The sequence below is a fragment of the Pontibacter pamirensis genome (genome assembly GCF_010015475.1).
Classification (GTDB): domain Bacteria; phylum Bacteroidota; class Bacteroidia; order Cytophagales; family Hymenobacteraceae; genus Pontibacter; species Pontibacter pamirensis.
Window position 1 is genome coordinate 304,126 of sequence record NZ_SSNI01000002.1, and the last position, 25,842, is coordinate 329,967.

Genomic DNA, 25,842 nt, shown 5'->3' on the forward strand with positions numbered 1-25,842 from the left:
ACAGATCATATGAACCATGAGTAAAACAAAACATCATAAAGCCAGCTTTCATGAGACGGTAGTTTCCATATCAAACCAGGATGATATTTTCCTGAGTGTGGATGAATTCCCGTTTAAAACGACGCTTAGCCTGGCGCCTCTGATTACGTATTGGGAGAACAAGGAGCAAAACGACCCCAGCTGCAACGCTGCCCGGGTGCGTGAGCTGGCAGACCTGCTGCGCAACACCCCCGAGTTAGCAGGGCCCATCGACAACCCAACCATTATAGAGCAGTATGTGGATACCGTTGATATACTGATGGAGGATGTTTTTCCGAGTGCACTCTGGGAAAAAGAGTTGATGGCAGCGGTTGTACCCTTCCGTTTTGAGAGTTTTTACGCCACGCCAAAGCTGGAGGAGCTAAAGCTGCTGGAAGGAGACAACTACATTGAAAAGCTAAACCTGGACCTGAAAACGCTGCTTTTCCGGCTCACGCTGTCAGCGTATACCCTGATACTGGAAAAGTTTTACAATGCCAATTTCAACATTGATGTTCCCTTTATTTTTATTGTGAAGGATAAATTCACGGGCCTGCCGCGCCACTATAAGCTCATCATCGACTTGAAGTTTATGGAGGTGAAGGCAAGAGGTGAAATAAAAGAGCTGACGACACAGGAGATCAACTTCCTCATTAACCGCTACAACGACCTTGACCTCTGGATGATGAAATTACCGCCGGATAACTTTGAGTTTTCGGGCTTTGCCGTGTATGACTTTACGGAGGTCACTAACGAGGAAACTATTTCCGCGCTGCGTTTCGACCTGCTAGACAGAGGCGCTGTGAGCACAACAGAGGGCTTTCTGAACCTGCAGCAGAAGATGCGCATCCTTTTCGGCCTGCCCGGCATTAAGCTTGGCTTTGCCTCCTGCCCAGCACTACAGGAGTTCGACACTACCTATGCCCGCAAGATCTGGAATGGGCTGGTCCTGACACAGGACTGTGATATTGTACTTCCGGACCTGCAAAACTCTATTTACGAGCCTGTGCTTAAAAGAGGGAATACCATTGTAGTAGAAGACTTGAGCGTGTTCCCGAACCCGACTAAGGTAGAACAGAAACTAATTGAGTCCGGAATCCGGAACCTGATTATAGCACCACTTGAGTATGATGGCAAAACCATTGGCCTGATGGAGCTGGCCTCGCCTATACCGGGAGAACTGAATGCCCTCTCTACTATCAAGCTGAAAGAGATACTGCCCCTGTTTGCACTGGCCATGAACCGCAGCCTGGAAGAATTACGCAGCAATATTCAGAGCATTATCAAGGAAAAGTATACTGCCATTCACCCCGTTGTGGAGTGGCGCTTCACCAAGGCAGCGGTTAACCTTCTGGATAAAAGGGAACGTAACGCGAGTTCTGAAATCGAACCCATCGTATTTCGGGATATATACCCGCTCTATGGCTCTTCCGATATCCGCGGATCTGCCACTGAGCGCAACAAGGCCATACAAGGTGACCTGATCGAACAGCTGGTGCTGGCAAAAGAGGTGGTGCTCGCCGTGAAGGACAGCCTGCCGCTTTCCATTCTGGATGAGTTGGTGTATAAGATGGACAAGTACTCTCAGGATATCCTGAGTGAGCTTGGTTCGGGGGATGAGGTGCTGGTACTGGACTTCCTGCGCTCCGAAATCGAGCCGCTCTTTGACCACTTCCTGAAGAAGCGACCTACAGCACGCCCTGCAATAGAGGCGTACCAATTTGCTATCAGCAACCCCTATAAGGCAGTATATAACAAGCGCCGGGCGTATGAGGAAAGCCTTTTTATGATAAATGAAACAATCTCTACTTTTCTGGATCGGGAGGAGGAAAAAGCCCAGCAAATCTTTCCGCATTATTTCGAGCGATACAAAACGGATGGCCTGGAGTACAACATTTACATTGGTTCCTCACTGCTGAACAACGGCGATTACCAATCCATCTACCTGAAGAACATGCGCCTGTGGCAACTGATGCTAACCTGCGAGATTGCCCGGCGCATCTATAAGCTGCGGGCAAACTTAAAGCTTCCGTTAGAAATTACGCAGCTCATACTCGTGCACAGCGACCCTCTCTCGATACGATTCAGAATGGATGAGAAAAAGTTTGATGTAGATGGCGCCAATAACATACGCTATGAGATTATCAAAAAGCGTATTGACAAGGCAACAGTACGTGACACCGAAGAGCGCCTGACGCAACCAGGTAAGATTGCCATTGTGTATACACAGCAGAGAGAGGTGCAGGAATACCAACGTTATATTGAGTTTCTGCAATCAGAGAATTATATATGCGAAGAAATAGAGTATCTGGATGTAGAGGAGCTTCCAGGCGTGCCAGGGCTGAAGGCAATGCGCCTTTCCATCAACTTTAAAGAAGAGCTGCGGCATAATATTGATGCTGGGGATGAGTTGCTGAACATAGCCCAGAGCGCCAGCTTAAACTAGCAAAAAGTCTTTATAATTGAATATAGGTATTATTATATTTAATATTTTTTTTAACTTATTCTAACTCATTATAAGAAACTTATTTATAGGTAGTTAATCAGCAAAAAGCAGCCTTCAAGTCAGGCTGCTTTTTATTTTCTTTGTATTCTGGTGCAATTTTCACTTCAATCCACCCGTTTTGACCTAAACCTGCACAGGCAGGACATATTTTATCAATTAACTTTTAGCCAAATGAAATTGAAAAACAGATTGATGCCAGCCCTACTTTTCTGTGGTGTGGTAGCACTAAGTTCTTGCGACAAAAATGAGCAGGAATCTGTTAATCCAGAGTTCACACAGGGAATGCTTTCGCAAATTCTGGCAGACTCTTCAAAAGTAACTTCGTTCAGCTTTGCTGGTAAACAACTTAGCCAGGTAAATCACTACCACAAAGAAAGCGGAGAAGCGGAAACCTTTGAGAAGTATGAGTACGATGGTACGGGAAAGCTTACAAAAGCCTCCATGCATGCAACTTCAGACAACGCGCTGCTAACAGAGCAGAAATACACTTATAACTCTAAGGGCCTTCTTGCTAAGATAGATATGGCCTACCACAAAGAAGGTAAAATAGAGTATACCGCTTATGCTACCTTTGACTACGATGAAAAGAATAACCTTCAGAAAAAATCTCTTTTTGAGGTAAGTAACGACGACAAGGGGGAAAAGGATGAAACTGAAGCTATTCAAAAGTCATACACTACCTATGAGGTACTACCGAATGGCAACTATGCTGAAGAGAAGCAGTATGTGATTGACGGAAAAGGAAAAGCCAGCCTATTCTCCACCACTACTTACTCTTACGACACAAACCAGAACCCACTTCATGAGTTTGCAGAACCCGGCAGTGCCAGCAGTCCGAATAATCTTATTGCATCGTCGGCTCTGGTACAGGACGGCAATAAGACATTTAAATACGCCTACGCTTATACTTATACTGAGCAGGGGTATCCGCTCACACAAACAGTAGTGACACCCACTGGTAAAAGCGAAACGTATAACTATTTATACAGCAACCAATAATCAAACTACTACATTAGGTTTAAATCGGCTCTGGGTCTGTTACTCAGGGCCGATTTTGCTTTAATTAGACTTAACAGCCGCTCATCTTGAGAGTTATCCGCCTAATTAATTATATTTGCTCATAGGTACCCGGATTGCGGGCAGTCTTAATGACACTCCCGTAACATGCTAAATACACAAGCTGTAGCTTACGGTCTTGTGATTATTATGCTGTTACAGACATTGTTCTACTACTGAAAAATTTAATTAGAATGGCAAAAACAAAAATAACCGTAAACAACAATGGCTCGCTACGTGTAGAGGGCGACTTTGAAATTGTGGACAAGAACGGTAACACCTATGGTTTGGGTGGTCGCGAGCTGGTATCCATCTGCCGCTGTGGCCTTTCTAAAAACAAGCCTTTCTGCGATGCCTCGCACAAAGGCCATTTCGAGCACGAAGCCGAGGCTTTTGACCTGCCCCCAAAGAAGCAATAATCTCTAAACAAACCCTTTGATGGCAGATCGCTTCGTAACCATTGCCACTTTTAATGATGTAACGGAGGCCCATATCGTGAAAGGCCGCCTGGAGGCAGAGGGTATTCTCTGTTTTTTAGGCGACGAGCACATCGTGGGTGCACAGCCGTTTTACTCTGTGGCGGTGGGAGGCGTAAAACTGAAGGTAACGGCCCAGGACGCAGAAGAGGCACAGGCTATCATGGCCAAAATACATGGAGGTACTTCTGAGTACCTGTACAACGATGATCTGGAAATGGCACCTCCCATGCAGGAGCATGTGTCTGCCAGAACCTGCCCCAACTGCGGTTCCGACAACGTAAATGAGGAGAAGTACAACAAGACAGTTTTCTCCATCAGTTATCTGCTGCTGGGGTTTCCCTTGCCTTTCATGAGCCGCAAATTTGTATGCTACAACTGCGGCCACCGCTGGAAAGCCAAATAAAAAAGGAAGCCTCTTGAGGCTTCCTTTTTTATGGCCTACTAATCAGTGTTTACTCGCCAGCCAAGTTATTTACCAGCTGCACATACTCCTCGCGCGCGGACTCCTGGCTTTTTCCTTCCTGCTGTTTCCATGCATCCCACTTGGCAATGTTCTTAAAGTCGAAGCCGCCGGGCCGCTCGGTGTTTACGTCTCCGTCTGTTGCCTGCTTGTAGAGGCCGTACAGTTGCAGCAGCACGTTGTTGCTCGGGCGCTCTGTTAATGTCTTTGATTTTTCTACTGCGCTTTCAAATTCTGCTTGTGTAGCCATGTCATTGATTTTTTTTTAACCTTAACAATTTACTGGTGCTGCGTTAAATTAACAAAAATTAAGCTGCATACATACATCACACCTATTATGTTTCCTCCTGATTTTTCCGGAATTTAGCTGTGCTGTACCAGCCTTTTCGCTGTTGCAGCAGGCACATCAGCCATTTAAAAAAGAACTATGAAAACCTTTAATCCGAGAGTGGCTGCATCAGCCACCTTACTTACAGCATGTTTGGCAATCGGAACCGGCTGCTCCTCCAGCAATACCTCCACCGGTAGCAGCAGCACCGCCACAATAGAACAGGCCGCTACGCCCACTCCCTCCGCACAAACTTCCACACAGGCGCCTGAACCTCCCGTGGCCAAAAAAGCACCGAAAGAGCTTACCATGCACGGCGATACGCGCATCGACAACTATTATTGGCTGAACCAGCGCGAAGATCCGGAAGTAATTGCGTACCTGAACGCCGAGAACGAATACACGGAGCAGCGGCTGGCGCACACGGAGGCACTCCAGGAAAAACTGTTTAAAGAGATAGTAGACCGAATAAAGCAGGACGATGAGTCTGTGCCGTTTAAAGATGATGGCTACTGGTACTATACCCGCTACGAAGAAGGCAAAGAATACCCGATTTACGCCCGAAAGAAAGGTACCCTGGAAGCACCTGAGGAAGTGATGGTGAACGCGAACGAGCGTGCAGAAGGCCAAAGTTACTACTCCGCCGCCGGCATTAACGTGAGCCCGAACAATCAGCTGCTGGCGTTTGGCGAAGACACCGTCAGCCGCCGCAAGTATACCATCCGCTTTAAAGACCTGAATACAGGTGAGTTTTTACCGGACGCCATTCCGAACACTACCGGCGGCGCTGTATGGGGGAACGACAACAAAACGGTGTTCTATACCATGAAGGACTCGGCACTGCGTTCGTTCAAGATATTTAAGCACACCTTGGGCACACCTACCGCTCAGGACAAGGAAGTATACCACGAAGCCGATGAGACATTCAGCACCTTCGTTTACAAAACCAAGTCTGATGATTACATTATTATCGGAAGTGGCAGCACCTTATCAAACGAGTACCGCTTCCTGGATGCCAATAAACCAAACGGTGAATTCAAGGTAATACAGCCGCGTGAGCGGGGGCTGGAGTACAGCGTAGACCACTTCGGCGATAAGTTTTACATCGTGACAAACAAGGACGGCGCCACCAACTTTAAGCTGATGCAGACCCCGGTGCGCCAGCCCGGCAAAGCCAACTGGAAAGAAGTGGTGCCACATCGTGAAGACGTACTGCTAGAGGGTATCGAGATTTTCAAGGATTACCTGACGCTGCAGGAACGGAAGAATGGCCTCTCTCAGATACGCGTGAAGAAGTGGAACGACCCGAAGGCAGATTATTACATTGATTTCGGAGAAGAAGCTTACACCGCCTACATCGGCACCAACCCTGACTTCGACAGCAAAGAATTGCGCTACGACTACAGTTCCCTCACTACCCCAAGCTCCACCTACGATTATAACATGGTGACAAAGGAGCGGGAACTGCTGAAGCGCCAGGAAGTGGTAGGCGACTTTAATCCAAAGAATTATGAGGCAAAGCGCGTCTACGCAACTGCCGACGACGGTACAAAGATTCCGGTGTCGCTGGTGTATCGAAAAGGGCTGCAGTTGAATGGCAACAACCCGACGCTGCTCTATGCCTATGGTTCCTACGGCTACAGCACCAACCCGACGTTCAGTTCCGTGCGCCTCAGCCTGCTGGACCGGGGCTTTGTATTTGCCATTGCCCACATTCGCGGAGGCCAGGAAATGGGCCGCCAGTGGTATGAGAACGGCAAGCTGTTAAAGAAGAAAAACACCTTCACTGACTTTATAGATGCCGCCGAGTTCCTGGTCGACCAGAAGTATACGAACCCCGACAAGCTGTTTGCGCAAGGCGGAAGCGCCGGAGGTTTGCTCATGGGTGCCGTGGTGAACATGCGCCCGGAACTGTTTAAGGGTATACTCGCGGCCGTGCCGTTTGTGGATGTAATCACCACCATGCTTGACACCAGCATTCCGCTCACAACAGGCGAATTTGACGAGTGGGGCAATCCAGCCGAGAAGCAGTATTACGATTACATGCTGTCTTACTCGCCTTACGACAACGTGGAAGCCAAGGATTACCCGAACATGCTCGTGACAACCGGCCTACACGACTCGCAGGTGCAGTACTGGGAGCCAGCTAAGTGGGTAGCCAAACTCCGCGACATGAAAACGGATGATAATATGCTGCTACTGCACACAAATATGGTTGCCGGCCACGGCGGAGCCTCCGGCCGTTTTGAGCGCTACAAGGAAACAGCCCTGCAGTATGCTTTCCTGCTAAATTTTCTGGAGCAGAACCAGTAATCGTTAATTGATGATTGTTAGTTGTTATTGCTTTTAAAACAATTCTTAGTATAAGAAGAGGCGGGCTTAACAGCCTGCCTCTTCTTATTATTGCTTTCTGGTTTACAACTTGCCTATATCTCGGAGCAGAGATTTCATACATTAAGATATTACATCAACTGCAAAGCGAGTCCGGAGACTCTTTTCCACCCAATGTTACGGGTCAAATACCCGCGCCAGTAACAGCACGTAACGCAGCAATTTCTACATCATAAGGATAAACAATCAACAACTGACAATCAACTGTCAATTAACCTTCAGCACAATCTTACCGAACTGCTTGCCTTCGTCCATGCGCCGAAAAGCCTGCTCTGCTTCTTCTAAGGGAAAGACTTTGTCTACTACAGGCTTTATCTTTCTCTCCTTTATGAATGCGACCATAGCAGCAAAATCCTTAGCCGTGCCCATGGTGGTGCCGTTGATGGAAATTTGCTTCCAGAAAATCTCAGCCGGGTTCAGTTCTTTTATAGTGCCTGCCGTGCGACCGTAGTTGCCAATGCGGGCCCCTGGGTTAGACAGCCGGATAAGTTGCGCAAAGCCTTCTCCTCCTGCAGAATCTATCATCACGTCGAAACCACCACCAGCCTGTTCTTTCAGCTGTTTTCCCCAGTCTTGCGACTTATAATTCACGCCGCCTCTGGCGCCAAACTCTTTGGCTCGTGCTATTTTCTCTTCGGAACTGGAGGTGACCCAAACTTCGGCTCCTGCCGCCACTGCAAACTGCACAGCGAAAATGGCTACACCGCCACCGGCACCTGTCACCAGCACGCGCTCGCCTTTTAGTAGATCACACCGTGTGAACAGCGCGCGATAGGCCGTAACGCCTCCTAAGGGAATGGCAGCCGCCTCTTCGAAGCTCAGGTGCTCCGGCTTTTTATATAAATTAGCAGCAGGCACTTTTACATATTCGGCAAAAGTACCTTCCTGCGGCATACCCAGGATTTTGAAGTCACGGCCCTGTGCCCGCGGGTTAATTCCCCAGCCTGTGGAAGGATCTATTATAACTTCCTTTCCTATCCAACTTTCTTTAACGCCAGATCCTACTTCAGTCACCACGCCGGCTCCATCAGAGCCTGGTAAGACAGGAAGCTGAATATTGGCATACTGCCCGTGCTGAATCCAGACATCGCGGTGGTTGAGGGCAGCGGCTTTTACCTGAACCAGCACCTCTCCCTCTCCGGGTCGTGGTTTTTCTCTATCTACTATTTCAAGTGGTTTTCCTATTTCTTTTAAAATAACTGCTTTCATTGATATCTTTTAAGTTCAAGCGAATACAAAAGTAAAGTATCTGTAACAGCTATACCAAGCTTGTGGGGAGAGGGTTTGCATTTCACATCATAGCTCTTAACTTTCGCCAGGATAACATATACTTTATGAACAGGAGCTATAGTATAAGACAGGCCACCGAGGCAGACATAAAGACCATACAGCAACTCGCTGAAGCCACCTGGGCACCTACCTACAGCAGCATCCTGAGCAAAGAGCAAGTTGATTATATGTTTGAGGTGATTTACCTGGAAGAGACTCTGGCGAAGCAAATGGAGGAAGGGCAAACTTTCCTGCTGCTATTTGAGCAAGACAAACCCGTAGGTTTTGCTTCTTATTCGGTGAAGGATAAGACAGCAGGTATCTATAAACTGAATAAAATTTACCTGTTGCCGGGCGAGCAAGGTAAAGGATACGGTAAAGCCCTTCTCATAGCCGCAGAAGAGGAAGTGAAACGACACGGCGCCAGTGTTTTAGACTTGAACGTGAACCGCTACAATAAGGCAAAGCAATTCTACGAGCGCTGCGGTTACCAGGTGCACCAGCAGGAAGATATACCCATCGGGCCCTATTGGATGAACGATTATGTGATGCGCAAAGAACTCTGAGCTAACCTGCTTCAAAAGAAAAGGGCAGCCAAACGGCCGCCCTCTTTTATATACTCACTTTAAACTTTCAATTATCTGTGTGCAATTGGATCTGCATTTCCGTCTGGGTCGCCTATTACGTTACCGTCGGTATTTACAGCGCCTAACAATAGCAAACCTGCCACGTGCGGAGACGCCATAGACGTACCGCTAATCGTGTTATATGCACCATCTTTCCAGGTAGACTTGATGCTAACACCCGGTGCGCAATAGTCTACAGGCGGGTTGCCATAGTTGGAGAAAGAAGCCCACTTATCGCCGGTGCCCATAGCAGACACAGTATACACGTTGGCATGGTTTGCACGGGCTGGAGAAGAATTGTTGGCATCAGCACCATCATTACCTGCCGCCAAAGCGAAGAAGATACCTTTACTTGCTGCAGCTACCACAGCATCATCCAATGCCTGTGATACAGGACCACCTAAACTCATGTTGGCCACGTCACCAGCCTTACCTGCGCTGGCTACATAATCCACACCGGCAATTACACCAGAGTAAGAACCGCTACCCCTCGAATCCAACACTTTTACAGCTACCACAGTGGCATCGTAAGCTACACCTAATACACCTGTGGAATTGTTTTTCGCTGCAATCGTACCTGCCACATGCGAGCCATGCCCGTTTCCGTCGTCAGCTGAGCTGGCATCTCTTCCGCTTGTAAACATAGTTACACTGCGGGCTACGTCTACGTTCAGGTCCGGGTGGTCTAAGTCAATACCGGTGTCAATTACCCAAGCAGTTTTTCCTGTGCCATCGGCATAGCCCACGCGGCTGATACCGTAAGGCACTTCCTGGCCTGTAGAGCCACCTCCACCGGTTCCTGGTTTGGCAAGCATTACAATACGGTCTGGCTCTACATAATCCACCCGGGAGTCTCTGCGCAATACGGCAACTTCATCGGCTGACATTTTTACGGCTATACCTGTTACGGCCTGGCCATAAGCCTGCTGTATCTGATAATTTTTAATGCCGTTTTCGGCCATGATGTTCTGGCCGATTTCGCGTACCATCTCTGTTCGTTGCGCATATGTGGCGCTTGAGCTGATACGCAGGTTCTCATCCTTTTTAAGTACAACAATGTACTGGCCCTCAATAATAGCACCATTCTGGCTATCTGCCTGTACAACAGCCTGCGGCTCAATGGTATCTCCTGCTTCGTTATCACATGCTGTAAAGGTGCATGCAGCTGTAGTAACTGCAGCACCAAACATAAGCGAGCGCATCAAACCACGAAAGTGTAAAGTATTCTTCATAAACGTTAAAGGGGTTAAGTGACAAGTAAATAATTAAAATATTCTAAGTAACGTAATCCTAAACTATTATTTAAAATCTAACAAAGCAATATATTAAATATTTTTATTTATCAACATTTTAAGAAGGCCCTTTTTGAAAGGCACAACTGCACCTACTGTTATGTTACAGTTAAACTTACACTTGCTATACATTCAGGCTAGTTGACAATTTGGCTGCTTGTATTGTCAAAGCAGCATTCCCTAGCAATTTTGAAATGGTAGTCAGGGCTATACGCAAATGCATCTGACTGTGGATATGCAAAAAAGTGATTTATAAAATTAATCCAAAATTTAATAAAATTAATTCTGAGTTAACTTTTTGATTGGAGTATCTCTTTCAGATTCGTATATTTAATGGAAACGCAAAACAGCTAAAGACATGAAACTACATTATTTCTCTATCTCAAACCTGAGAACGCTACTGCTGGCTTCCTTCCTTCTGGCAGTTGTTTCCTGTAATCAGACCTCTGATAGCACTACAGGAGAAACCAATGAGGTAGCTGATGATTCCGGGCAATTGGAACCACTTACCACCGAAAATGCAGTGGAGGTGCTGTCAGCTTATGAAGAACAGCACGAGGACAGCCTTGCAGTTATCAGCACGCGCCACGGAGACATTAAAGTGCGACTGTATAAAGACACGCCGCTGCACCGCGCCAACTTTGTTCGCCTTACAAAAGCCGGCTTCTACGACCAGGGAGAGTTCTACAGGGTCGTGAAAGACTTTGCCATACAGGGCGGTGATTCAGATGAGCGTGAGATGAGCCAGGGCGCTTACAAAATTCCGCAGGAGCTTAACCCAAACTACTTCCACAAGCGAGGTGCACTGGCAATGGCCCGCTACGGCGACGAACGCAACCCGGATAAGGAATCCTCTTCTCATAACTTTTATATTGTGACCGGCCAGTCTGTGACGGAGGAAGAACTGAGAGCATTTGAGGCACAGCATGAGATGGAGTATACGCCTGAACAGATACAAACTTATCTAGAGCAAGGCGGAGAACCTGGCCTTGACACAGAATACACTGTTTTTGGTGAAGTGGTGGAAGGTATGGATGTAGTCGAAAAAATAGAGCAGGAGCCTGTAGATGGTTCCAGTTGGCCAAGGCAAGTCGTGAAACACACGGTTAAAATTGTAAACGAGTAGAGTGCAGCTTCATAGAAAAAGCAAAGGCGCTGCAGGTAATACTGCAGCGCCTTTTTAAGTGTATCATTATTAATACAAGCTCTTACGGTTTACCAGATTTTGATGCGGTTCTCTTCGTTTCGCACCATCTGGTCTCCCTGGTCGCAGCCAAAAGCCTCGTAGAACTGCGGCATGTTGGAAACAGGCCCGTTTGTGCGAAAACGGCCCGGTGAGTGTGGGTCTGTCAGAATCTGCTGGTTCTGTGCCTCATCCCGCATGTTCACACGCCAGATTTGAGCCCAGGCGAGAAAAAACCGCTGCTCTGGCGTAAAGCCGGCAATCTTGCCTGGGTTGTTCTGCTCCAGTGACTTCTGCAGAGCCGTATAAGCTATATTTAATCCACCGATATCTGCGATATTCTCGCCTAAGGTTAGTTTGCCATTTACATGCAGGTTGTCGAGCACCGTGTACTGGTCATATTGGTCGGCTACGGCGGTGGCCCGGGCACTGAACTGCTCTAAATCCACTTCTGACCACCAGTCTTTCAGGTTACCTTCAAAATCATACTTGGCACCCTGATCATCGAATCCGTGCGTCAGCTCATGTCCGATCACGGCTCCCATTCCTCCGTAGTTTACAGCATCGTCAGCTTGCGGATCAAAGAAAGGTGGCTGCAGAATGCCGGCTGGAAACACAATCTCATTCATGCTTGGGTTATAATATGCGTTAACCGTTGGCGGCGACATAAACCACTCTTCCCGGTTAATCGGCTGCCCAATTTTGCCAATGTTATCGCGGAAAGCATACTGGCTGGCACGCATCACATCTGCGGCGTAAGAGTCGCGGCTAATGTCCAGCCCCTGGTAATCTTCCCAATCGTCAGGGTATCCTATTTTCACGGCGAAGGCACCTAACTTCTGCAGGGCGCGCGCTTTGGTCTCTTCGCTCATCCAGTCCAGGTCGCGCACGTGCTCTCTGAAAGCTTCCTGCAGGTTATCCACCATCTTAATGGCCTTTTGCTTGGCCTCCGGCGAAAACGTTTCCTGCACATACAACTGGCCCAGTGCCTCTCCCAGTGCGCTGTCTGTGGCACGCAAGACACGCTTCCAGCGAGGCTGCATTTCTTTTGCACCACTCAGCACTTTGCCATAGAAGTTGAAATTCTCCTGCACAAAATCATGGCTCAGGTAAGGCGCCATCGTTCGGGCTACATGCCATTGCGCATATGTCTTCCAATCTTCCAGCGGCACACTCTTCAGCATAGTGTTCAGCTCTTTGAAAAAGTCTGGCTGCCCGATAATAATTTCCTCTGCCGCCTGCGCTCCCATACCTTCCAGCAGCTGGCTTACTTTTAGGTTCGGGTTCTGGTTGGTGAACTCCTGCACCGTCATCTTATTATAGTTGGCGTATGGGTCCCGCAAGTCCACACGGGCTCTTGATGCCTGTGCCAGCTTTGTTTCAATGTTCATTACTGTCTGCGCCTTCTGCTGTGCTACCCCCGCTGCGTTTCCCATCAACTGGAACATGTTCTGCAGGTGGTTCACATATTCAGTTCGGATTGTGTTAGAGCGATCATCATCCTTCAGGTAATAATCCCGGTCAGGTAAGCCCAGGCCTCCCTGCCCTGCCTGCAGCGCATACTTAGTGCTTACCTTATCGTCCTGCGACACATACATGCTGAAGAAACCGCTTATGCCTTTTGTCTTCAGTTCGGCTACTGAATTAATTAATTCAGCTGTAGAGTTAGCAGCCGCAATCCTGTCAAGCTCGGGTTGGATGGGTGTAATACCTGCCTCGTTTGCCGCTACGGAGTCCAAACCGGCTGCATAGAAATCCCCGACCAGTTGCGTGGCAGAACCTTTTGGAGCAACGGTGTTAGAGGCTGCTTCGGCTAGCAGTTCACGCAACACAGCGTTGTTTCGCTCTGTCAGCTCATTAAAAGATCCCCAGCGGCTTTCCGAAGCCGGAATTGGATTATTTTTTACCCAGCCTCCGTTGGCATACTGGTAAAAGTCAGTGCAGGGGTCTACCGTTGTGTCCATGTTGGCCAGATCCAGGCCACGGCCCATGTTCATTTCAGCTGTTTCTGTTGCCGTTACAGTGCTCTCCGTAGTGGCAGAAGGACTGCATCCTCCCAGAAGCAGCCCTGTAAGCACTGCCGAAATAGGGTATATAAATGTTTTTTTCATCATACTGTTTTTTGGTCCCAGATTTCAGGATGCTCATTCTATCCTGATATTTAAGATGAATACTACACCTGATGTTTACGGATACTGTTACAAAGAGATAAGGTGAAATTGCACAGTACAGCAGCCATAGGCAGCAAGAAAAGCAGTTGATGGCTACTGTCTCTCTTTGTCCTGCAAAGTGTCCATCTCACCAAAAGAGGACTGCAGCTGCAGCACCAGTCACTGTTACCGCCTAATCAGCCATTTATACACCTGCACCAGCCGCTCCTGTGAAACGCCCATGCGGTAGAGGCTATACACCAGAAAATACCCTCCCTGCAGCCGGTAAACGCCTACCTCTTTATACTTTCTGGCAGAGGTAACCACCTGCCGGGGCAGCACGGCAAAAGGTGCTATCTTCCTCAGCCTGCCGATTACCTCCTGGTCCTCTAATAATAGCAGTTGTTCGTTAAAGCCTCCTGCTTTGGAGAAGATATCCCGCCGCACAAAAAGGCTCTGATCACCGAAACGGATAGCATCCACATCAAATCTCGTGAACCAGGCATTGAGCCGCAGAAACCAGTGCGGGAAATCAAAGCGCAGCCGATAGCAGCCACTACCCACCCCTTGCTGCACCGCCTTTTTTATATGTGCCTCGAAAGCTGCTGGAGGAAATGTATCGGCATGCAGAAAGTAAAGTATAGCGCCTGTACTGGCAGCTGCCCCTGCATTCATCTGCGGGCCCCGCCCCTTCTGCTTGCAATGCAGCACTTGTACCCCTTCCTGCTTCACGGTGGCACAGGTTGCATCCTGGCTTCCTCCATCGGCCACTATAATCTCAGTATCGGGACTGATATGCTGCTTTAAATACTGCAGCAACGGCCCTATAGCAGCTTCCTCGTTATAGGTCGGTATGATGATGCTCAGCTTCAAGCGTGTTCTCTTGCTAATTTTTTCTTGTAGATAAAAGATAATGGATGGCTAAGGATACGTCTATGGTCTAAAAAGATATATATTTAGGTAGTTTAAACTGGTCCTGCTTGAATATCCACTCTCTTTCTTCTGCTTTAAGCCCGTTGCACCCGCCGCTTTGCGTGCTTTTTGGAGCTCGCCCGCATACTATGGCGCAGGCGGAGTTAACGCCTGTAGAGGCTGTCCTGATGGTGGTACTGGTGTATGCCCTTATGCAACTGGGGCAGTATGGTATAAAACAACTGCGCCTCCGCCCCTTTGTAAAAGAGTTACGCAGCCAGCAATCGGCTTATTATGCTTCCTTACCACAGCACCTTCAGCGCCGGTTCGAGAAGCGCGTGGCGAATTTCCTACTCAGGAAGACGTTCATCCCTCGCGGAGCCAGCTTTGAAGTGACCTTAGCCATGAAAGTGCAGGTTGCTGCCGCTGCCGTACAACTTACGTTCGGGCTGGAGCCTGTCTACCTCTCTCATTTCAGCAAAATACTCCTTTACCCCGACCGCTACTACTCTACCATTTCCAAACGCTACCACTGCGGCGAAGTGAATGCACGCGGCTACATTGTGCTCTCCTGGAAGGATTTTGAAGCTGGCTACCGCAACAACACCGACGGCTTTAACCTGGGTTTGCACGAAATGGCACACGCGCTTCACCTTGAAAATATCATTCAAAACAATGAACACAGCTTCCTGGACCAGGAACACCTCGCGAAATGGAATAACCTGGCAACACAGGAAATGCAGTTGAGGCAGCAACAGCCAGAGGGCTTTCTTCGCCTGCAGGCCTGCCACAATGCACACGAGTTTTTTGCCGTAAGTGCAGAGTCGTTCTTTGAGCGCCCGCATGATTTCAGCAGTCACCATCCAGACCTATACCGGGCATTGGCTGCATTGCTACAGCAGGACCCCGCGCGGGAGGTGTACCAGTTGTAATTTATATTAAACACTACCTGCAGCCTTAGATGTATTAGGATTTTACTCTATATACTTGCTGCTCTCTGTTAAACTCTTCAGCCTTATTATCTTTGTTCATATTCAACCAGAGATAACTAAACTATTTCTCCGAGAATCGGCGTTAGCTATTTATAAAACCGTAAACCCTTACATGAGTAAACATTTTAACACCCCCGATAAAGTAATTTATGTGTGCACCGGCAGCAAGTGCAAAAAGAAAGGCGGCAAAGATCTAGGCAAGTTTTTTAGAGGTATGATTAAAGACATGGGCCTGAAGGGTCAGGTGGAGATAGTAAAAACTGAATGCACCGACCGCTGCGACTATGCCCCTGTTGTCTGTATGCAGCCAGACAATGCCTGGATGCCGCAAATGAATGAGGCAAAGGCACAGGAAGCTTTTCAGGAGCATGTGCTACGAGCTACCCCAAACGAAAGGCATTGAACACAAAAAAGCCTTTGGATGTGCTCCAAAGGCTTTTTTGTGTCTATGATATTCTATACTTATCCTTCATAAGTATTTTCATACGTGATTTTTGGCACGCGCTTGTCAATCTCATAACGGCCGGTACCATCCTCACCTATCAGTTCAAATAGCTCCAGCGCACGTCTGGCCACATATTCTTCTTCAATCTGCTCGTTCAGGAACCACTGTATAAAGGAGAAGGTCACGTAATCCTTTTGTTTCTGGCATCGGTCTGCAATGCGGTTAAACGATTGGGTAACAGCAATTTCCTGCTGCAGTGCCTGCTCGAAAACGCCTTTGAAAGAATCAAACTCAAGTGGAATGTTTGTCACACTTGGAGAAACGGCGCGGCCGCCCATGTCAGATACGTACTTGAACAGGCGCAGCATGTGCTCCCGCTCCTCATCCGACTGCTTTTTGAAATAGCCCGCGCTAAAGTCAAAGCCATTCCGGTCGCACCAGCTCGACATAGCCAGGTACATTGCCGAGGCTTCTGCCTCCATCTTTATCTGTTCGTTCAGTATTTGTTCAATCTCCTCGGTGAGAGATGTTCTTAGTCTTAATAAATCCTTCATTTAGGTATAGGGTGTTAATTGGTTCGTCTAAAAATGCGGAGCTGCGCTATGTTGGCATCCCTTTTACATATCTAATTTACGAGTTTTGTCTCTAGATCGTATATAACAGGCCGAAATATGGAAACAGTCTAAATTAAAAAAGCACAGCGTGGGGGCTGTGCTCGATGAAAATGCAAAGGAACTAACGGCCTGGCTATGAGGCTAACTCAGTATGAAGGCACTCGTGCAGCATGCTGTTCAGCGACATAGCAAACTTTGCCTGGCCCAAAAGTTCTTTAAAAACATACAGCTCCGGCAAGGTAAGCACATAACAGCGGTCGCAGCCGCACACCGATATAAGCTCAAAGTCAGAAGAGCGGGCTGTGCTGGCTGCCATTTCCTCTAAATCGATGCTATCCACCGCCCGCTTCAGTCGCAGGAAGGCCTCCACTTTCAGCACTGTTAACTGACCGGCAAAATTAACCAATACACGGTTGCGGCGGTCGCACTGGTAAACGGCTCCTGCTTTTGAAGAGATTATTTCGGCTAATGGAGTGGCTGTTTGCATCTTCTATTCTAACTTAGCTGTTGTAGCTTCTAACGAACATTACAAAGCTAAAGTCTATTTAGACTAAGTCCAAATAAAAAGAGAACACATTTTCAACTAATGATTAATATCACCTAAAAATGGAAAAGACAGCAATAGAAAAAGTTAACCTTGCCGAGAAATTCAGCTCAATAGACGACCACTGGAACCCACGCATTGCCGGTGAGTTAAACGGCCAGCAGGTAAAACTGGCTAAGTTTCTGGGTCCGTTTGAGTGGCACCACCACGAGCACGAAGATGAATTCTTTATGGTTATCAAGGGCAGGTTTGAGATGCACCTCCGCGACAAAGTGGTGACGCTGCAGCCGGGGGAGTTTCTGATTGTGCCGCGTGGCGTGGAGCATTGCCCGGTAGCAAACGTAGAGGCTGAGGTACTGATGTTTGAGCCCGCCTCCACTATAAACACTGGCAACTTGGAGAACAGCGCGCACACCAGAACTAACTTGGAACGACTCTAGAACGGCTCAGCCCCTGCCCGTTCCGGGTGTTTTGGTAATAACGGTTTTCAGGTGGAGGCGCACTAAATCGCCCATGTTCCGGCAACTCAGAAATTCCTTTAATTGATGATGCTCCGCCAGTTCGGTTCGCAACTCCTCAATTTTCTCCGGGGTAGACACTGTATCCTGCCGCATGCAGTCGATGAGGTCTTTTAGGCGGTATCGGGCAGCCCGCAGGCGGCGGAACATGAGCGTGCGTTCCTCATTCTGGTATTGTATGATAGCTTCCGGCTTTAACAGCTTTTGCACCAGCGCCACCATGCTGTTATTATCTTTGAAGAACTGTGGCAGGTACATCCTTTTCCGGCCTTCGTAAGACTGCTGGTCAAAGTCAATGGGCCGCACCCGGTACTGCTCGTCCTCAAAGTCGGGGGTTACGTCAATCACGTAGTTGTACGAGCGCATATCGCCGAGCAGCCGCATAAAGCAGCGCTCGTTAAACTTCACAAACTCCTTGGCAATCCGCACTTTATTAGATGCTGGCCTGTCCAGGTACTCTTTGATGAACACATCTCCGGGTATACCGGCGATGTGCTCCTCTATTAGCGTGTCGCCATCTGCCAGGTAATTGATACGGCTTGGCGAGAGAATGTGCTCCAATTCCAGGCCATACACCCGCGACGCATCGGCGCGCTTTACATAAAAGTAGTCGTAATTGTCGTTCAGGTGGTTCATGACCTGCACCCGGAAAGGGTTGGAGTTGCCAAAGGTGCAGTAATCGATCCGCGACACGTACACATGCTCCATCACCGACATATCCCCATCCGTCTTCAGTAACGCATAGATCATGGCAAGACCATTTTTCAGTTCCTGCTGCTGATGCTGGTCGTACACCGCCGATTCCCAAAGTGTGTCCTTTCCTTTTTTATCGAAGTACGGATAAGCATCGGCGTAATGAAGCAAATCCTCATACCGCAAAGGCAGCCTAGTCTCGCGGTCGTAGTGGTGCAGGTACTTCCGCAAGCGTTTAGAGATGGGGTAGAAAAACTTCTTCCTGGAGATGTACACTTTTTGGGAGAATTAGGAATTATAAGTTATGAATTATGAATGTGTGTGCCTGGGCCAACTTAATTAGTAATCTGTCAGCTTAAGCAGCTTTGAAAAGCCACCTGGATGCATCTTCCACGATTTCTGATTTTTTACTTCTAATTCATAATTCGTGATGGATGTAAACAGAATTCCGGCTTATTCGGTTTTTAGTCCCAGCGGGACGACCTGTTAATAGCCTAATAGCGAGAAACTACCGTTAACTCCAGCGGAGCGGCCTATTAATATATCCTCACCAGACCGCTCCGCTGGAGCTAAAGAATAGTGTGACTCTTTTTCTATCAACAGGTCGTCCCGCTGGGACTCTAGTGATACGCCTGTTCAAATTTTATTACGAAATGAAGCCATCAGGCTTCCAGCAGGTTGTTCTGGTTCAGTATCTGCAGCACCTCGTTTTTGTAGAATCTGCCAATCGGGATTTCGGATTTGCCTATGTCGACAGCGCTGGCGGAGAAAGCCTGGATTTTATCCAGCGCCACAATAAAAGATCGGTGAATGCGTAGAAACTTATCTGTTGGTAGCTTTTCCTCCAGAAAGCTGATTTTCTGGTAAGAGATAATCTCCTTCGCCTCCGTCTTCACCCGGATATAATCTTTTAAACTTTCGATGTAAAGAATATCTGACAGCATCACCTTCACCATTTTCTTATCGGCTTTCAGATAGATGAAAGCTTCTTTATAGTCTGAGGTAGAGTTGGCAGCAACAGCGGGCACAGATACAGGAGGAACGGCTGGGGCAACGGGTACAGGTTGCTCTGCAGCAGACACTTTAGAGACTGCTTTTAGAAAGCGCTCAAAGGCGATGGGCTTGAGCAGGTAATCCACCACATTCAGCTCAAAGCCCTCGACAGCATAGTCGCGGTAGGCTGTGGTGAAGATGACCTTTGGGGGATGCGCGAGGGACTTCAGGAAATCAATGCCGGTGAGCTTTGGCATCTGGATATCCAGGAACATCAGGTCAATGTGCTCATTTTGGAGGCAATCGTACGCTTCCACCGCATTGTGGCAGCGGCACACCAGTTCCAGGCTATCCAGGCGTTCGATAAACGTTTCCAGCACATCCAGTGCTAACGGCTCATCATCCACAATCATGCATCGTAATTTCATACTGCTTTTAGTTTTTACAAAGGACTACCTGACGAAAGTCCTCCTGACCAGAGAAACTGGATTAAAGATACAGATGTAACGCTCCCACCTTTCAAATAATACAAATTTTTTGAAAACTAAAACCTGAAAGCAAGTTCAGGCTGTCAAGACCTACTCCAGCTTTACCTGGCGTTTATTTTATCGTTTGCCAGATCCAGCTCGAGGCGTGCCGCATAGCTGTCTGCCTCATTCTCAATCTCCAGTTTATAGTAGCCTTCATAGAGTAACTCGAGGCGGCGCTGCAGGTTCTTCAAGCCGATGCCGGAGGCCATATCGCGGGGACTTTTGCTGGCGCGGTCACCACACTTACAATTCTCTACCAGCAGCACCAACTTTTCGTCAGTTACCTTCACATCAATGCGCACCCAGGCATTTTTCGTTTCGGTGCTCACGCCGTGTTTGAATGCATTCTCTACAAAGGGAAGCAGTATCATCGGTGCAATCTGCTTGCCTGCCACGCTTCCGGACTGGATAAAGCTGACATCAACCCGCTCCCCGTAGCGTATGCGCTCCAGGGAAATATAGTTCTGGATGTAGTCCAGCTCTTTCTGGAGCGGCACCGTCGCCGCATTGGCATCATACAGCATATAATCCATCAGGCTCGAGAGCTTCAGCACCACCTCCGGCGCATTATCAGACTTTTTGAGCGTGAGCGAGTACAGGCTGTTGAGTGTATTGAAAAGAAAGTGCGGGTGAATCTGCACCTTGAGGAACTTCAGTTCTGCTTCCAGCTTATCCTGGGCCAGGTTTTGTGCTGCCTGCTGGTGGCTGTACCAGTTCTTGAGCAAAGCAATCACCGCCGTAATCGCCACCACGTAATTGATGTTGACTATGTTCCTGGTAAAACGGTAAAATGTCAGGTTATCTTCTGCGTAAGTGGTAGGGCAAAAAAGAGGGTGAATCAGGAAAGGAATCAGGACGAACTGCATCAGGGCACCTATCAACCCCATCAACAATAGCAAATACACAAAAAACTCGAGGTAGCGCTTCTGCAGCAGGTAGCGGGGCATCAGGTAGTACATATTAAAGTATACCAGTCCCATTTTGAACGGCAGCTCCACCAACTCCACCATAAAGGCGTTGTAGTAATCATCAATATAGCTACCGTACAGCAAGCCAAAGAAAACGACATACACGGTCCAGAAAACCAAGTGCAGCAGCAACCGGTTCTGGGTAATGTTCCGCACCTCTGGCAGGCTCAGGGCATTGCCCGCACCCAACGTGCCTGCCGGACTCAAATTAGCTTCCATGTTGTAAATCTACGATTTCTGAGGCTGACTTAAACCTGCTCCCTTTTCTTTTAGACAACTGTCTGTCTTAGTCTCCTCAACAACTCCTTCTTCACCCTCAACAGCTTCAAGTTCAAAAAGATTACAACAGCATTTTGTGGGCACGAATCACAATACTTGTATCAGGTATCACGAAAATAGTGATATGTGTAGATAATTGTGGGTGCCGCACCTCCGGGTAATCAGGGACACCTGTCAGCGGCGGCTGGAACAGCGTTATACTTTCACTTAAAGTTTTATACTTTTACTTATCACTTCGCCCGCCCTTATGCCTGACGAACAGGAAGAACTCTAGATTTATGAGGAATTGTTCAGGCGCAATTATCAGCGCCTTTGCCAGCGTGTGCACCGCATTACCCGCGATGCCGATGCAGCGGAGGACATTGTACAGGATGTTTTCGTGGGCTTCTGGAACAGCGAACAGCGGCCGCATCTTGCAACCCCCGAAGCCTACCTGTATAGAGCCGCCATCAACAAAGCACTGAACTACGTCAGCAGCCAGAAGCGCAGAACAGAACTAGACGCGCAATACCGGGAAGAGCAGTCACTTGCATTGAACAGCACCGAACTGGACGTTCAGCTGCAGGAAACACAGCAGAAAGTACAGCAAGCCATTGAAAAGCTGCCATCCATGTGCCAGAAAGTGTTCCTGCTCAGCCGGTACGAGGAAATGAGCCATAAGGAAATTGCTGCATTTCTCAGCATCTCCACCAACACCGTGGACAACCACATCAAAAAAGCGCTTTCCGTGCTGCGCAAAGTACTGCTGAGCCTGCTGCTGGTGCTCTTCAAAATTATTTTAGATTTTTTTCCCTGATGGCGTAGCGGTCAGGCTGCTTTCACTTGTCATGTATAAGAACGTCATAAAAAAAACTGGTGCCTTCGGCGAAAGCCTCCAGGCTATTCTCAAACTTAATTCTTTAAACCACGCCTGCCATGGATAGCAAGTACTGGGACCTTGCCGCCAAACAGCTGCAAGGCAAGGCCTCTCCTGTCGAGCAGGAAGCGCTGCGCCAGTGGCTGGCACAGGACCCAACGCATGCGGAGCAATTCCAGGCGCAGCAGCGGCTGTGGGACCTGACGCCTCCTGTCGCTCTGATAGAGGTTGACACAGCCTTTGCGTGGCAAAAAGTAAAAGGTCGTTTGCAGACAGCACCGGAGAAGCCGGAGCCAAAAGTTATCCCAATGTACCGTACGCTGCTGCGTGTAGCGGCTTCGGTGGTTCTGCTGATAGGTCTGACTTGGATGATTAAACTTTACTTCTTCCCTTATTACGGCATGCAGGTCGTGAGGTCAGGAAACGGCACCCTTGCAGCTATGCTGCCCGACAGCAGCCAGGTATGGTTGAACAGAAACAGCCTGCTTGCCTATGATCCTGATTTTGACGGTGACGAGCGCGTGGTAGATTTAGAGGGAGAGGCTTTTTTTGAGGTGCAGCGGAATCCGCTGAGGCCGTTCCTTGTACAGGCGGAGGCGGCAGACGCCCGTGTGCTGGGCACCTCCTTCAATTTCCGAGCTTACCCGGCGGAGGAAACGGTGATTTTAACTGTGGCAACAGGTAAAGTCGCTTTTCGTGCCACTGAAGCCAACGCTGAGGCAATCTTAACACCCGGTTTTGCGGCAGCTTTGAACAGGCAAAGCAATGAGATAACACAATACGCAATAACAAACCAGAATGCATGGGCGTGGCAGTCGGGCAGGTTGCGATTTGAAGGGCAGCCTTTGGCAGAGGTAGTGCAGGAGCTGGAGCGCTATTATGGCGTGGGGCTGCAACTGCAGAGCGAAGCACTGGCCAACTGCCGCTTTACCGGCAGCTTTGCGGGTGCAGCCCTGGAGGAGGTGCTGCAGGTGCTGCAAGTTACCTTGCAGCTGGAATACAGAAAGCAAAACAACAATACCTATACCCTGAGCGGCGAAGGTTGTCAGTAACATATATCACCCTGAAAACAAACAACAAATGAGCAAACGGTTACTGTGCTTCGGCATTGGTTGGCTGGCTTTTACCTTTACAGTATGGGCTCAAACCTCGCTACTGGACCAAAAGGTTTCCCTGCATAAAGACAATACAACCCTAAAAGAGGTGCTAGCGGAGCTTACCAGCGCCTACAGCCTTACCTTCTCGTACAGCAACGACCTGGTGCCGCTGCAGCATAAGGTGAGTGTGCAAGCTGAGCAAAAGCCGCTGCGGCAGGTGCTCGACGAAGTGCTTCGCGGCACCAACACCCGCTACAGCCTTATCGGGAACCAAATTATCCTAGAACCAAACCGGAAACCAATCAGCAGGAAAGAGAAAGAGCGCTTTACCATGAGCGGGCATGTGCGGGATGCGGCCTCTGGAGAGAATCTGGCTGGAGCCACCGTATCAAGTGGAACAGCGGGCACCGCCACCAATACCTATGGCTTCTACAGCCTCAGCATTCCTAGTGGTACGACGGTGCAGGTGCGCTATTTGGGCTACAAGCCGCTGGAGCTGCACATTCCATCTATATCTCAGGACACCACCCTGATTTTGCAGCTGCAGCCGCTCTCAAATGAAATTCAGGAAGTAAGTGTGGTGGCAGAGAAGGTAACGGATTTGCGGCAGGCTAACCGCCTGACGATGCACGGCAGTGAGGTAAAGCAACTTCCGCGACTCATGGGTGAGGCCGATGCCATCAAAGTTATCCAGCTGATGCCCGGAGTGCAGGCAGGGCTCGAAGGCTCATCAGATTTAGTTGTGCGCGGCGGAAGCCCGGACCAGAACCTTATTCTGCTGGATGGCGTGCCAGTTTATAATGTGTCGCATTTGCTGGGCCTGTTTTCTGTATTTAATCCGGATGCCATCAAAACTGTGGACCTGATTAAAGGCGGTTTTCCGGCTCCTTATGGTGGCCGCTTGTCATCGGTGGTGGATGTGCAATTGAAGGAAGGCAATACTCAGGAGTTTTCCGGGGAAGGTGCCGTGGGGCTGATATCGTCGAAACTGCTTTTAGAGGGGCCTATCAAAAACGAGAAAACATCGTTTCTGATAGCGGCGCGGCGCACCTACTTTGACCTGCTGGCGGGAGCGGTGGCCGCGATGAGCGGCGAAACCATCAGCAATTACAATTTTTACGACCTCAACGCCAAATTAAATCATACCTTCTCCCCCACCGACAGGCTATACCTGAGCCTGTATGCCGGGCAGGACAAGTTCTCGGACAAGCAGGAATATCAGACTTCAACCCTGGAGGAGGAGGAAAACTTCGACATGCGCTGGGGTAACAGCACCAGTTCCCTCCGCTGGAACCACGTGTTCGGGCCCCGGCTGTTCAGCAACCTCACCCTTACCCACACCCGCTACGGCTTCAGCCAGCGAAGCGAGGCGAAACAGCAGGAGAACGAACAAAGTTTGTTTCGCTCTACCGACTACAGCTCCAGCATTAAAGATTGGGGTGCCAAGGCTGATTTTGATTTTCTGCTGAACCCCAGGCACAGCATCCGGTTCGGGGCCAGCTATACCCACCACCGCTTCAGTCCGGAGTCTGTTACGTTGCAGGCAGACACGCTCACCCTTACCACTGACTCTTTCTCCAGAATCCGGGCGCAGGAGTTTTATATCTATGCCGAAGACCGCATCCAGTTGAGTGAACGCCTGCAGGCCAATGCAGGGCTGCACTTGTCGGGGTTTGATGTGAACGGGAAACTCTACTCTTCGCTGCAGCCGCGCCTGGGCCTGGGCTATACCTCGGCTACGGGTATAAGCGTGCGTGCCTCCTACGCCACCATGGCCCAGTACCTCCACCTGGTCAGCAACACCTCCACAGGCACTCCCACCGATATCTGGGTGCCCGCCACTGATAAGGTGAAGCCGCAGCGCTCGTGGCAGGCCACACTGGGCGCGGCTACGGTGCTGGCCCCGCATTGGGAACTAACTTCCGACCTATACTATAAAGAGATGCAGGACGTGGCGGAGTTCAGGGAAGGCGCGAACTTTATCAACGACTTTCTGAGTGCAGGCCCGGAAGTCAACTTTGCCAATTTTGTATCGCCGCCCTACGAGACGCGCCTCGTGAGTGGCAAAGGCTGGAGCTATGGTTCCGAATGGATGCTGCGCAAGCGAACTGGCAAAACAACCGGCTGGCTCGGTTATACCCTCGCCTGGTCGTGGCGGCAGCTAGACAGCGTTAACATCGGGCAGAAGTACCCATATACCTACGACAGCCGCCACAGCATCTCATTAGTTGCTAACCACCAGTTCACTCAAAAACTCAGCATTGGCGGCAGTTGGCAGTACCACACCGGCTTTGTGACCACACTACCCTCCGCCAGTTACAAATCCTATAACGAAGTGAATTTTCATGCAGGAGCCTCATGGCCCTACATTGAAAATGTAGATTATCTCGGAGAGCGCAATAACTATCGTATGCCTGCTTACCACCGCCTCGACCTAAGCCTGACGCACACGAAGAAAAAGAAGTGGGGCGAGCGCAGCTGGAACATCTCTATTTACAACGCCTACAACCGCAAAAATCCTTTCTTCCTGCGGTTAAGCAGGCCGTTGGGCTACAATGCGTCAGGCAGTCCAACTCGCGACCTCTACCAGGTCTCCCTGTTCCCGGTGCTGCCTTCGTTCAGCTATGGCTTTAAATTTTAAAA

Annotated in this window: 23 protein-coding genes; 13 read left to right on the top strand and 10 right to left on the bottom strand. The window is 49.0% G+C overall.

Annotation, left to right across the window (positions count from 1 at the left end; translation table 11 throughout):
* Positions 1 to 16 precede the first annotated feature (16 nt).
* From E1919_RS04200 to E1919_RS04215, 4 genes are all read left to right on the top strand, one after another.
* Positions 17 to 2,464, top strand: coding sequence for a GAF domain-containing protein (locus E1919_RS04200; RefSeq protein ID WP_162052076.1), 2,448 nt, complete (start codon positions 17 to 19; stop codon positions 2,462 to 2,464).
* Between the two features lie 252 nt (positions 2,465 to 2,716).
* Complete coding sequence (locus E1919_RS04205) at positions 2,717 to 3,523, top strand: hypothetical protein (RefSeq protein WP_162052077.1); 807 nt, start codon at positions 2,717 to 2,719, stop codon at positions 3,521 to 3,523.
* Positions 3,524 to 3,774: 251 nt separating this feature from the next.
* Positions 3,775 to 3,999 (top strand): CDGSH iron-sulfur domain-containing protein, encoded by a 225-nt coding sequence (locus tag E1919_RS04210; protein ID WP_115567266.1) that lies wholly within the window; start codon positions 3,775 to 3,777, stop codon positions 3,997 to 3,999.
* Between the two features lie 19 nt (positions 4,000 to 4,018).
* On the top strand, positions 4,019 to 4,462 hold the full coding sequence (locus E1919_RS04215; protein ID WP_162052078.1) for a putative signal transducing protein: 444 nt from the start codon (positions 4,019 to 4,021) through the stop codon (positions 4,460 to 4,462).
* 49 nt (positions 4,463 to 4,511) lie between these two features.
* On the opposite strand, the gene E1919_RS04220 is transcribed toward E1919_RS04215, so the two are convergent.
* On the bottom strand, positions 4,512 to 4,769 hold the full coding sequence (locus E1919_RS04220; protein WP_162052079.1) for an acyl-CoA-binding protein: 258 nt from the start codon (positions 4,767 to 4,769) through the stop codon (positions 4,512 to 4,514).
* Positions 4,770 to 4,946: 177 nt separating this feature from the next.
* Here E1919_RS04220 and E1919_RS04225 point away from each other — a divergent pair, with 177 nt between their 5' ends.
* Entirely contained in the window at positions 4,947 to 7,160 is a 2,214-nt protein-coding gene (locus tag E1919_RS04225) for a S9 family peptidase (RefSeq protein WP_162052080.1), read from the top strand.
* Between the two features lie 285 nt (positions 7,161 to 7,445).
* On the opposite strand, the gene E1919_RS04230 is transcribed toward E1919_RS04225, so the two are convergent.
* Positions 7,446 to 8,447 (bottom strand): quinone oxidoreductase family protein, encoded by a 1,002-nt coding sequence (locus E1919_RS04230; RefSeq protein WP_162052081.1) that lies wholly within the window; start codon positions 8,445 to 8,447, stop codon positions 7,446 to 7,448.
* Between the two features lie 125 nt (positions 8,448 to 8,572).
* Between E1919_RS04230 and E1919_RS04235 the strand changes: the two genes are divergently transcribed.
* Positions 8,573 to 9,073, top strand: coding sequence for a GNAT family N-acetyltransferase (locus tag E1919_RS04235; protein ID WP_162052082.1), 501 nt, complete (start codon positions 8,573 to 8,575; stop codon positions 9,071 to 9,073).
* Between the two features lie 71 nt (positions 9,074 to 9,144).
* On the opposite strand, the gene E1919_RS04240 is transcribed toward E1919_RS04235, so the two are convergent.
* Positions 9,145 to 10,365 carry a S8 family serine peptidase gene (locus E1919_RS04240; RefSeq protein WP_162052083.1) on the bottom strand — a complete coding sequence of 407 codons (1,221 nt, stop codon included), beginning with the start codon at positions 10,363 to 10,365 and terminating at the stop codon, positions 9,145 to 9,147.
* 418 nt (positions 10,366 to 10,783) lie between these two features.
* Between E1919_RS04240 and E1919_RS04245 the strand changes: the two genes are divergently transcribed.
* The gene (locus tag E1919_RS04245; protein ID WP_162052084.1) at positions 10,784 to 11,551 is read left to right on the top strand and encodes a peptidylprolyl isomerase; all 768 of its coding nucleotides are present in this window, start codon (positions 10,784 to 10,786) and stop codon (positions 11,549 to 11,551) included.
* A gap of 89 nt (positions 11,552 to 11,640) precedes the next feature.
* On the opposite strand, the gene E1919_RS04250 is transcribed toward E1919_RS04245, so the two are convergent.
* Positions 11,641 to 13,722: a M13 family metallopeptidase gene (locus E1919_RS04250; protein WP_202915835.1), complete on the bottom strand. Its 2,082-nt coding sequence runs from the start codon at positions 13,720 to 13,722 to the stop codon at positions 11,641 to 11,643.
* 222 nt (positions 13,723 to 13,944) lie between these two features.
* Positions 13,945 to 14,631 (bottom strand): TIGR04283 family arsenosugar biosynthesis glycosyltransferase, encoded by a 687-nt coding sequence (locus E1919_RS04255; protein WP_202915836.1) that lies wholly within the window; start codon positions 14,629 to 14,631, stop codon positions 13,945 to 13,947.
* Between the two features lie 107 nt (positions 14,632 to 14,738).
* On the opposite strand from E1919_RS04255, the gene E1919_RS04260 reads away from it, so the two are divergent.
* Positions 14,739 to 15,602, top strand: a complete 864-nt coding sequence (locus tag E1919_RS04260; protein ID WP_162052085.1) for a zinc-dependent peptidase — start codon at positions 14,739 to 14,741, stop codon at positions 15,600 to 15,602.
* Between the two features lie 55 nt (positions 15,603 to 15,657).
* Complete coding sequence (locus tag E1919_RS04265) at positions 15,658 to 16,065, top strand: (2Fe-2S) ferredoxin domain-containing protein (protein WP_394351744.1); 408 nt, start codon at positions 15,658 to 15,660, stop codon at positions 16,063 to 16,065.
* A gap of 59 nt (positions 16,066 to 16,124) precedes the next feature.
* Here E1919_RS04265 and E1919_RS04270 read toward each other — a convergent pair whose 3' ends face one another.
* Positions 16,125 to 16,661, bottom strand: a complete 537-nt coding sequence (locus tag E1919_RS04270; protein WP_162052087.1) for a ferritin — start codon at positions 16,659 to 16,661, stop codon at positions 16,125 to 16,127.
* 193 nt (positions 16,662 to 16,854) lie between these two features.
* On the bottom strand, positions 16,855 to 17,208 hold the full coding sequence (locus E1919_RS04275) for a hypothetical protein (RefSeq protein WP_162052088.1): 354 nt from the start codon (positions 17,206 to 17,208) through the stop codon (positions 16,855 to 16,857).
* A gap of 119 nt (positions 17,209 to 17,327) precedes the next feature.
* Between E1919_RS04275 and E1919_RS04280 the strand changes: the two genes are divergently transcribed.
* Entirely contained in the window at positions 17,328 to 17,705 is a 378-nt protein-coding gene (locus E1919_RS04280) for a cupin domain-containing protein (protein ID WP_202915837.1), read from the top strand.
* Positions 17,706 to 17,711: 6 nt separating this feature from the next.
* On the opposite strand, the gene E1919_RS04285 is transcribed toward E1919_RS04280, so the two are convergent.
* The 3 genes from E1919_RS04285 to E1919_RS04295 form a co-directional block, all read right to left on the bottom strand.
* Positions 17,712 to 18,707 carry a hypothetical protein gene (locus tag E1919_RS04285; protein WP_237143989.1) on the bottom strand — a complete coding sequence of 332 codons (996 nt, stop codon included), beginning with the start codon at positions 18,705 to 18,707 and terminating at the stop codon, positions 17,712 to 17,714.
* A gap of 431 nt (positions 18,708 to 19,138) precedes the next feature.
* Positions 19,139 to 19,897 carry a LytR/AlgR family response regulator transcription factor gene (locus tag E1919_RS04290; RefSeq protein WP_162052090.1) on the bottom strand — a complete coding sequence of 253 codons (759 nt, stop codon included), beginning with the start codon at positions 19,895 to 19,897 and terminating at the stop codon, positions 19,139 to 19,141.
* Between the two features lie 161 nt (positions 19,898 to 20,058).
* The gene (locus E1919_RS04295; RefSeq protein WP_162052091.1) at positions 20,059 to 21,186 is read right to left on the bottom strand and encodes a sensor histidine kinase; all 1,128 of its coding nucleotides are present in this window, start codon (positions 21,184 to 21,186) and stop codon (positions 20,059 to 20,061) included.
* Positions 21,187 to 21,532: 346 nt separating this feature from the next.
* Here E1919_RS04295 and E1919_RS04300 point away from each other — a divergent pair, with 346 nt between their 5' ends.
* The 3 genes from E1919_RS04300 (at position 21,533) to E1919_RS04310 (ending at position 25,840) form a co-directional block, all read left to right on the top strand.
* A complete protein-coding gene (locus E1919_RS04300) occupies positions 21,533 to 22,042 on the top strand; it encodes an RNA polymerase sigma-70 factor (protein WP_162052092.1) in 510 nt (169 codons plus the stop codon).
* Positions 22,043 to 22,161: 119 nt separating this feature from the next.
* Complete coding sequence (locus E1919_RS04305) at positions 22,162 to 23,154, top strand: FecR family protein (RefSeq protein WP_162052093.1); 993 nt, start codon at positions 22,162 to 22,164, stop codon at positions 23,152 to 23,154.
* Positions 23,155 to 23,182: 28 nt separating this feature from the next.
* Positions 23,183 to 25,840 (top strand): TonB-dependent receptor, encoded by a 2,658-nt coding sequence (locus E1919_RS04310; protein WP_162052094.1) that lies wholly within the window; start codon positions 23,183 to 23,185, stop codon positions 25,838 to 25,840.
* The last annotated feature ends 2 nt before the right edge of the window (positions 25,841 to 25,842 follow it).

Excerpts from the sequence above, each read along its gene's own strand:
- E1919_RS04225 (WP_162052080.1), top strand. The coding sequence starts at position 4,947 with ATGAAAACCTTTAATCCGAGAGTGGCTGCATCAGCCACCTTACTTACA.
- E1919_RS04295 (WP_162052091.1), bottom strand. The coding sequence starts at position 21,186 with ATGGAAGCTAATTTGAGTCCGGCAGGCACGTTGGGTGCGGGCAATGCC.
- E1919_RS04215 (WP_162052078.1), top strand. The coding sequence starts at position 4,019 with ATGGCAGATCGCTTCGTAACCATTGCCACTTTTAATGATGTAACGGAG.
- E1919_RS04310 (WP_162052094.1), top strand. The coding sequence starts at position 23,183 with ATGAGCAAACGGTTACTGTGCTTCGGCATTGGTTGGCTGGCTTTTACC.
- E1919_RS04245 (WP_162052084.1), top strand. The coding sequence starts at position 10,784 with ATGAAACTACATTATTTCTCTATCTCAAACCTGAGAACGCTACTGCTG.
- E1919_RS04290 (WP_162052090.1), bottom strand. The coding sequence starts at position 19,897 with ATGAAATTACGATGCATGATTGTGGATGATGAGCCGTTAGCACTGGAT.
- E1919_RS04240 (WP_162052083.1), bottom strand. The coding sequence starts at position 10,365 with ATGAAGAATACTTTACACTTTCGTGGTTTGATGCGCTCGCTTATGTTT.
- E1919_RS04205 (WP_162052077.1), top strand. The coding sequence starts at position 2,717 with ATGCCAGCCCTACTTTTCTGTGGTGTGGTAGCACTAAGTTCTTGCGAC.
- E1919_RS04210 (WP_115567266.1), top strand. The coding sequence starts at position 3,775 with ATGGCAAAAACAAAAATAACCGTAAACAACAATGGCTCGCTACGTGTA.
- E1919_RS04200 (WP_162052076.1), top strand. The coding sequence starts at position 17 with ATGAGTAAAACAAAACATCATAAAGCCAGCTTTCATGAGACGGTAGTT.
- E1919_RS04220 (WP_162052079.1), bottom strand. The coding sequence starts at position 4,769 with ATGGCTACACAAGCAGAATTTGAAAGCGCAGTAGAAAAATCAAAGACA.
- E1919_RS04305 (WP_162052093.1), top strand. The coding sequence starts at position 22,162 with ATGGATAGCAAGTACTGGGACCTTGCCGCCAAACAGCTGCAAGGCAAG.
- E1919_RS04270 (WP_162052087.1), bottom strand. The coding sequence starts at position 16,661 with ATGAAGGATTTATTAAGACTAAGAACATCTCTCACCGAGGAGATTGAA.
- E1919_RS04230 (WP_162052081.1), bottom strand. The coding sequence starts at position 8,447 with ATGAAAGCAGTTATTTTAAAAGAAATAGGAAAACCACTTGAAATAGTA.
- E1919_RS04280 (WP_202915837.1), top strand. The coding sequence starts at position 17,328 with ATGGAAAAGACAGCAATAGAAAAAGTTAACCTTGCCGAGAAATTCAGC.
- E1919_RS04275 (WP_162052088.1), bottom strand. The coding sequence starts at position 17,208 with ATGCAAACAGCCACTCCATTAGCCGAAATAATCTCTTCAAAAGCAGGA.
- E1919_RS04235 (WP_162052082.1), top strand. The coding sequence starts at position 8,573 with ATGAACAGGAGCTATAGTATAAGACAGGCCACCGAGGCAGACATAAAG.
- E1919_RS04250 (WP_202915835.1), bottom strand. The coding sequence starts at position 13,722 with ATGATGAAAAAAACATTTATATACCCTATTTCGGCAGTGCTTACAGGG.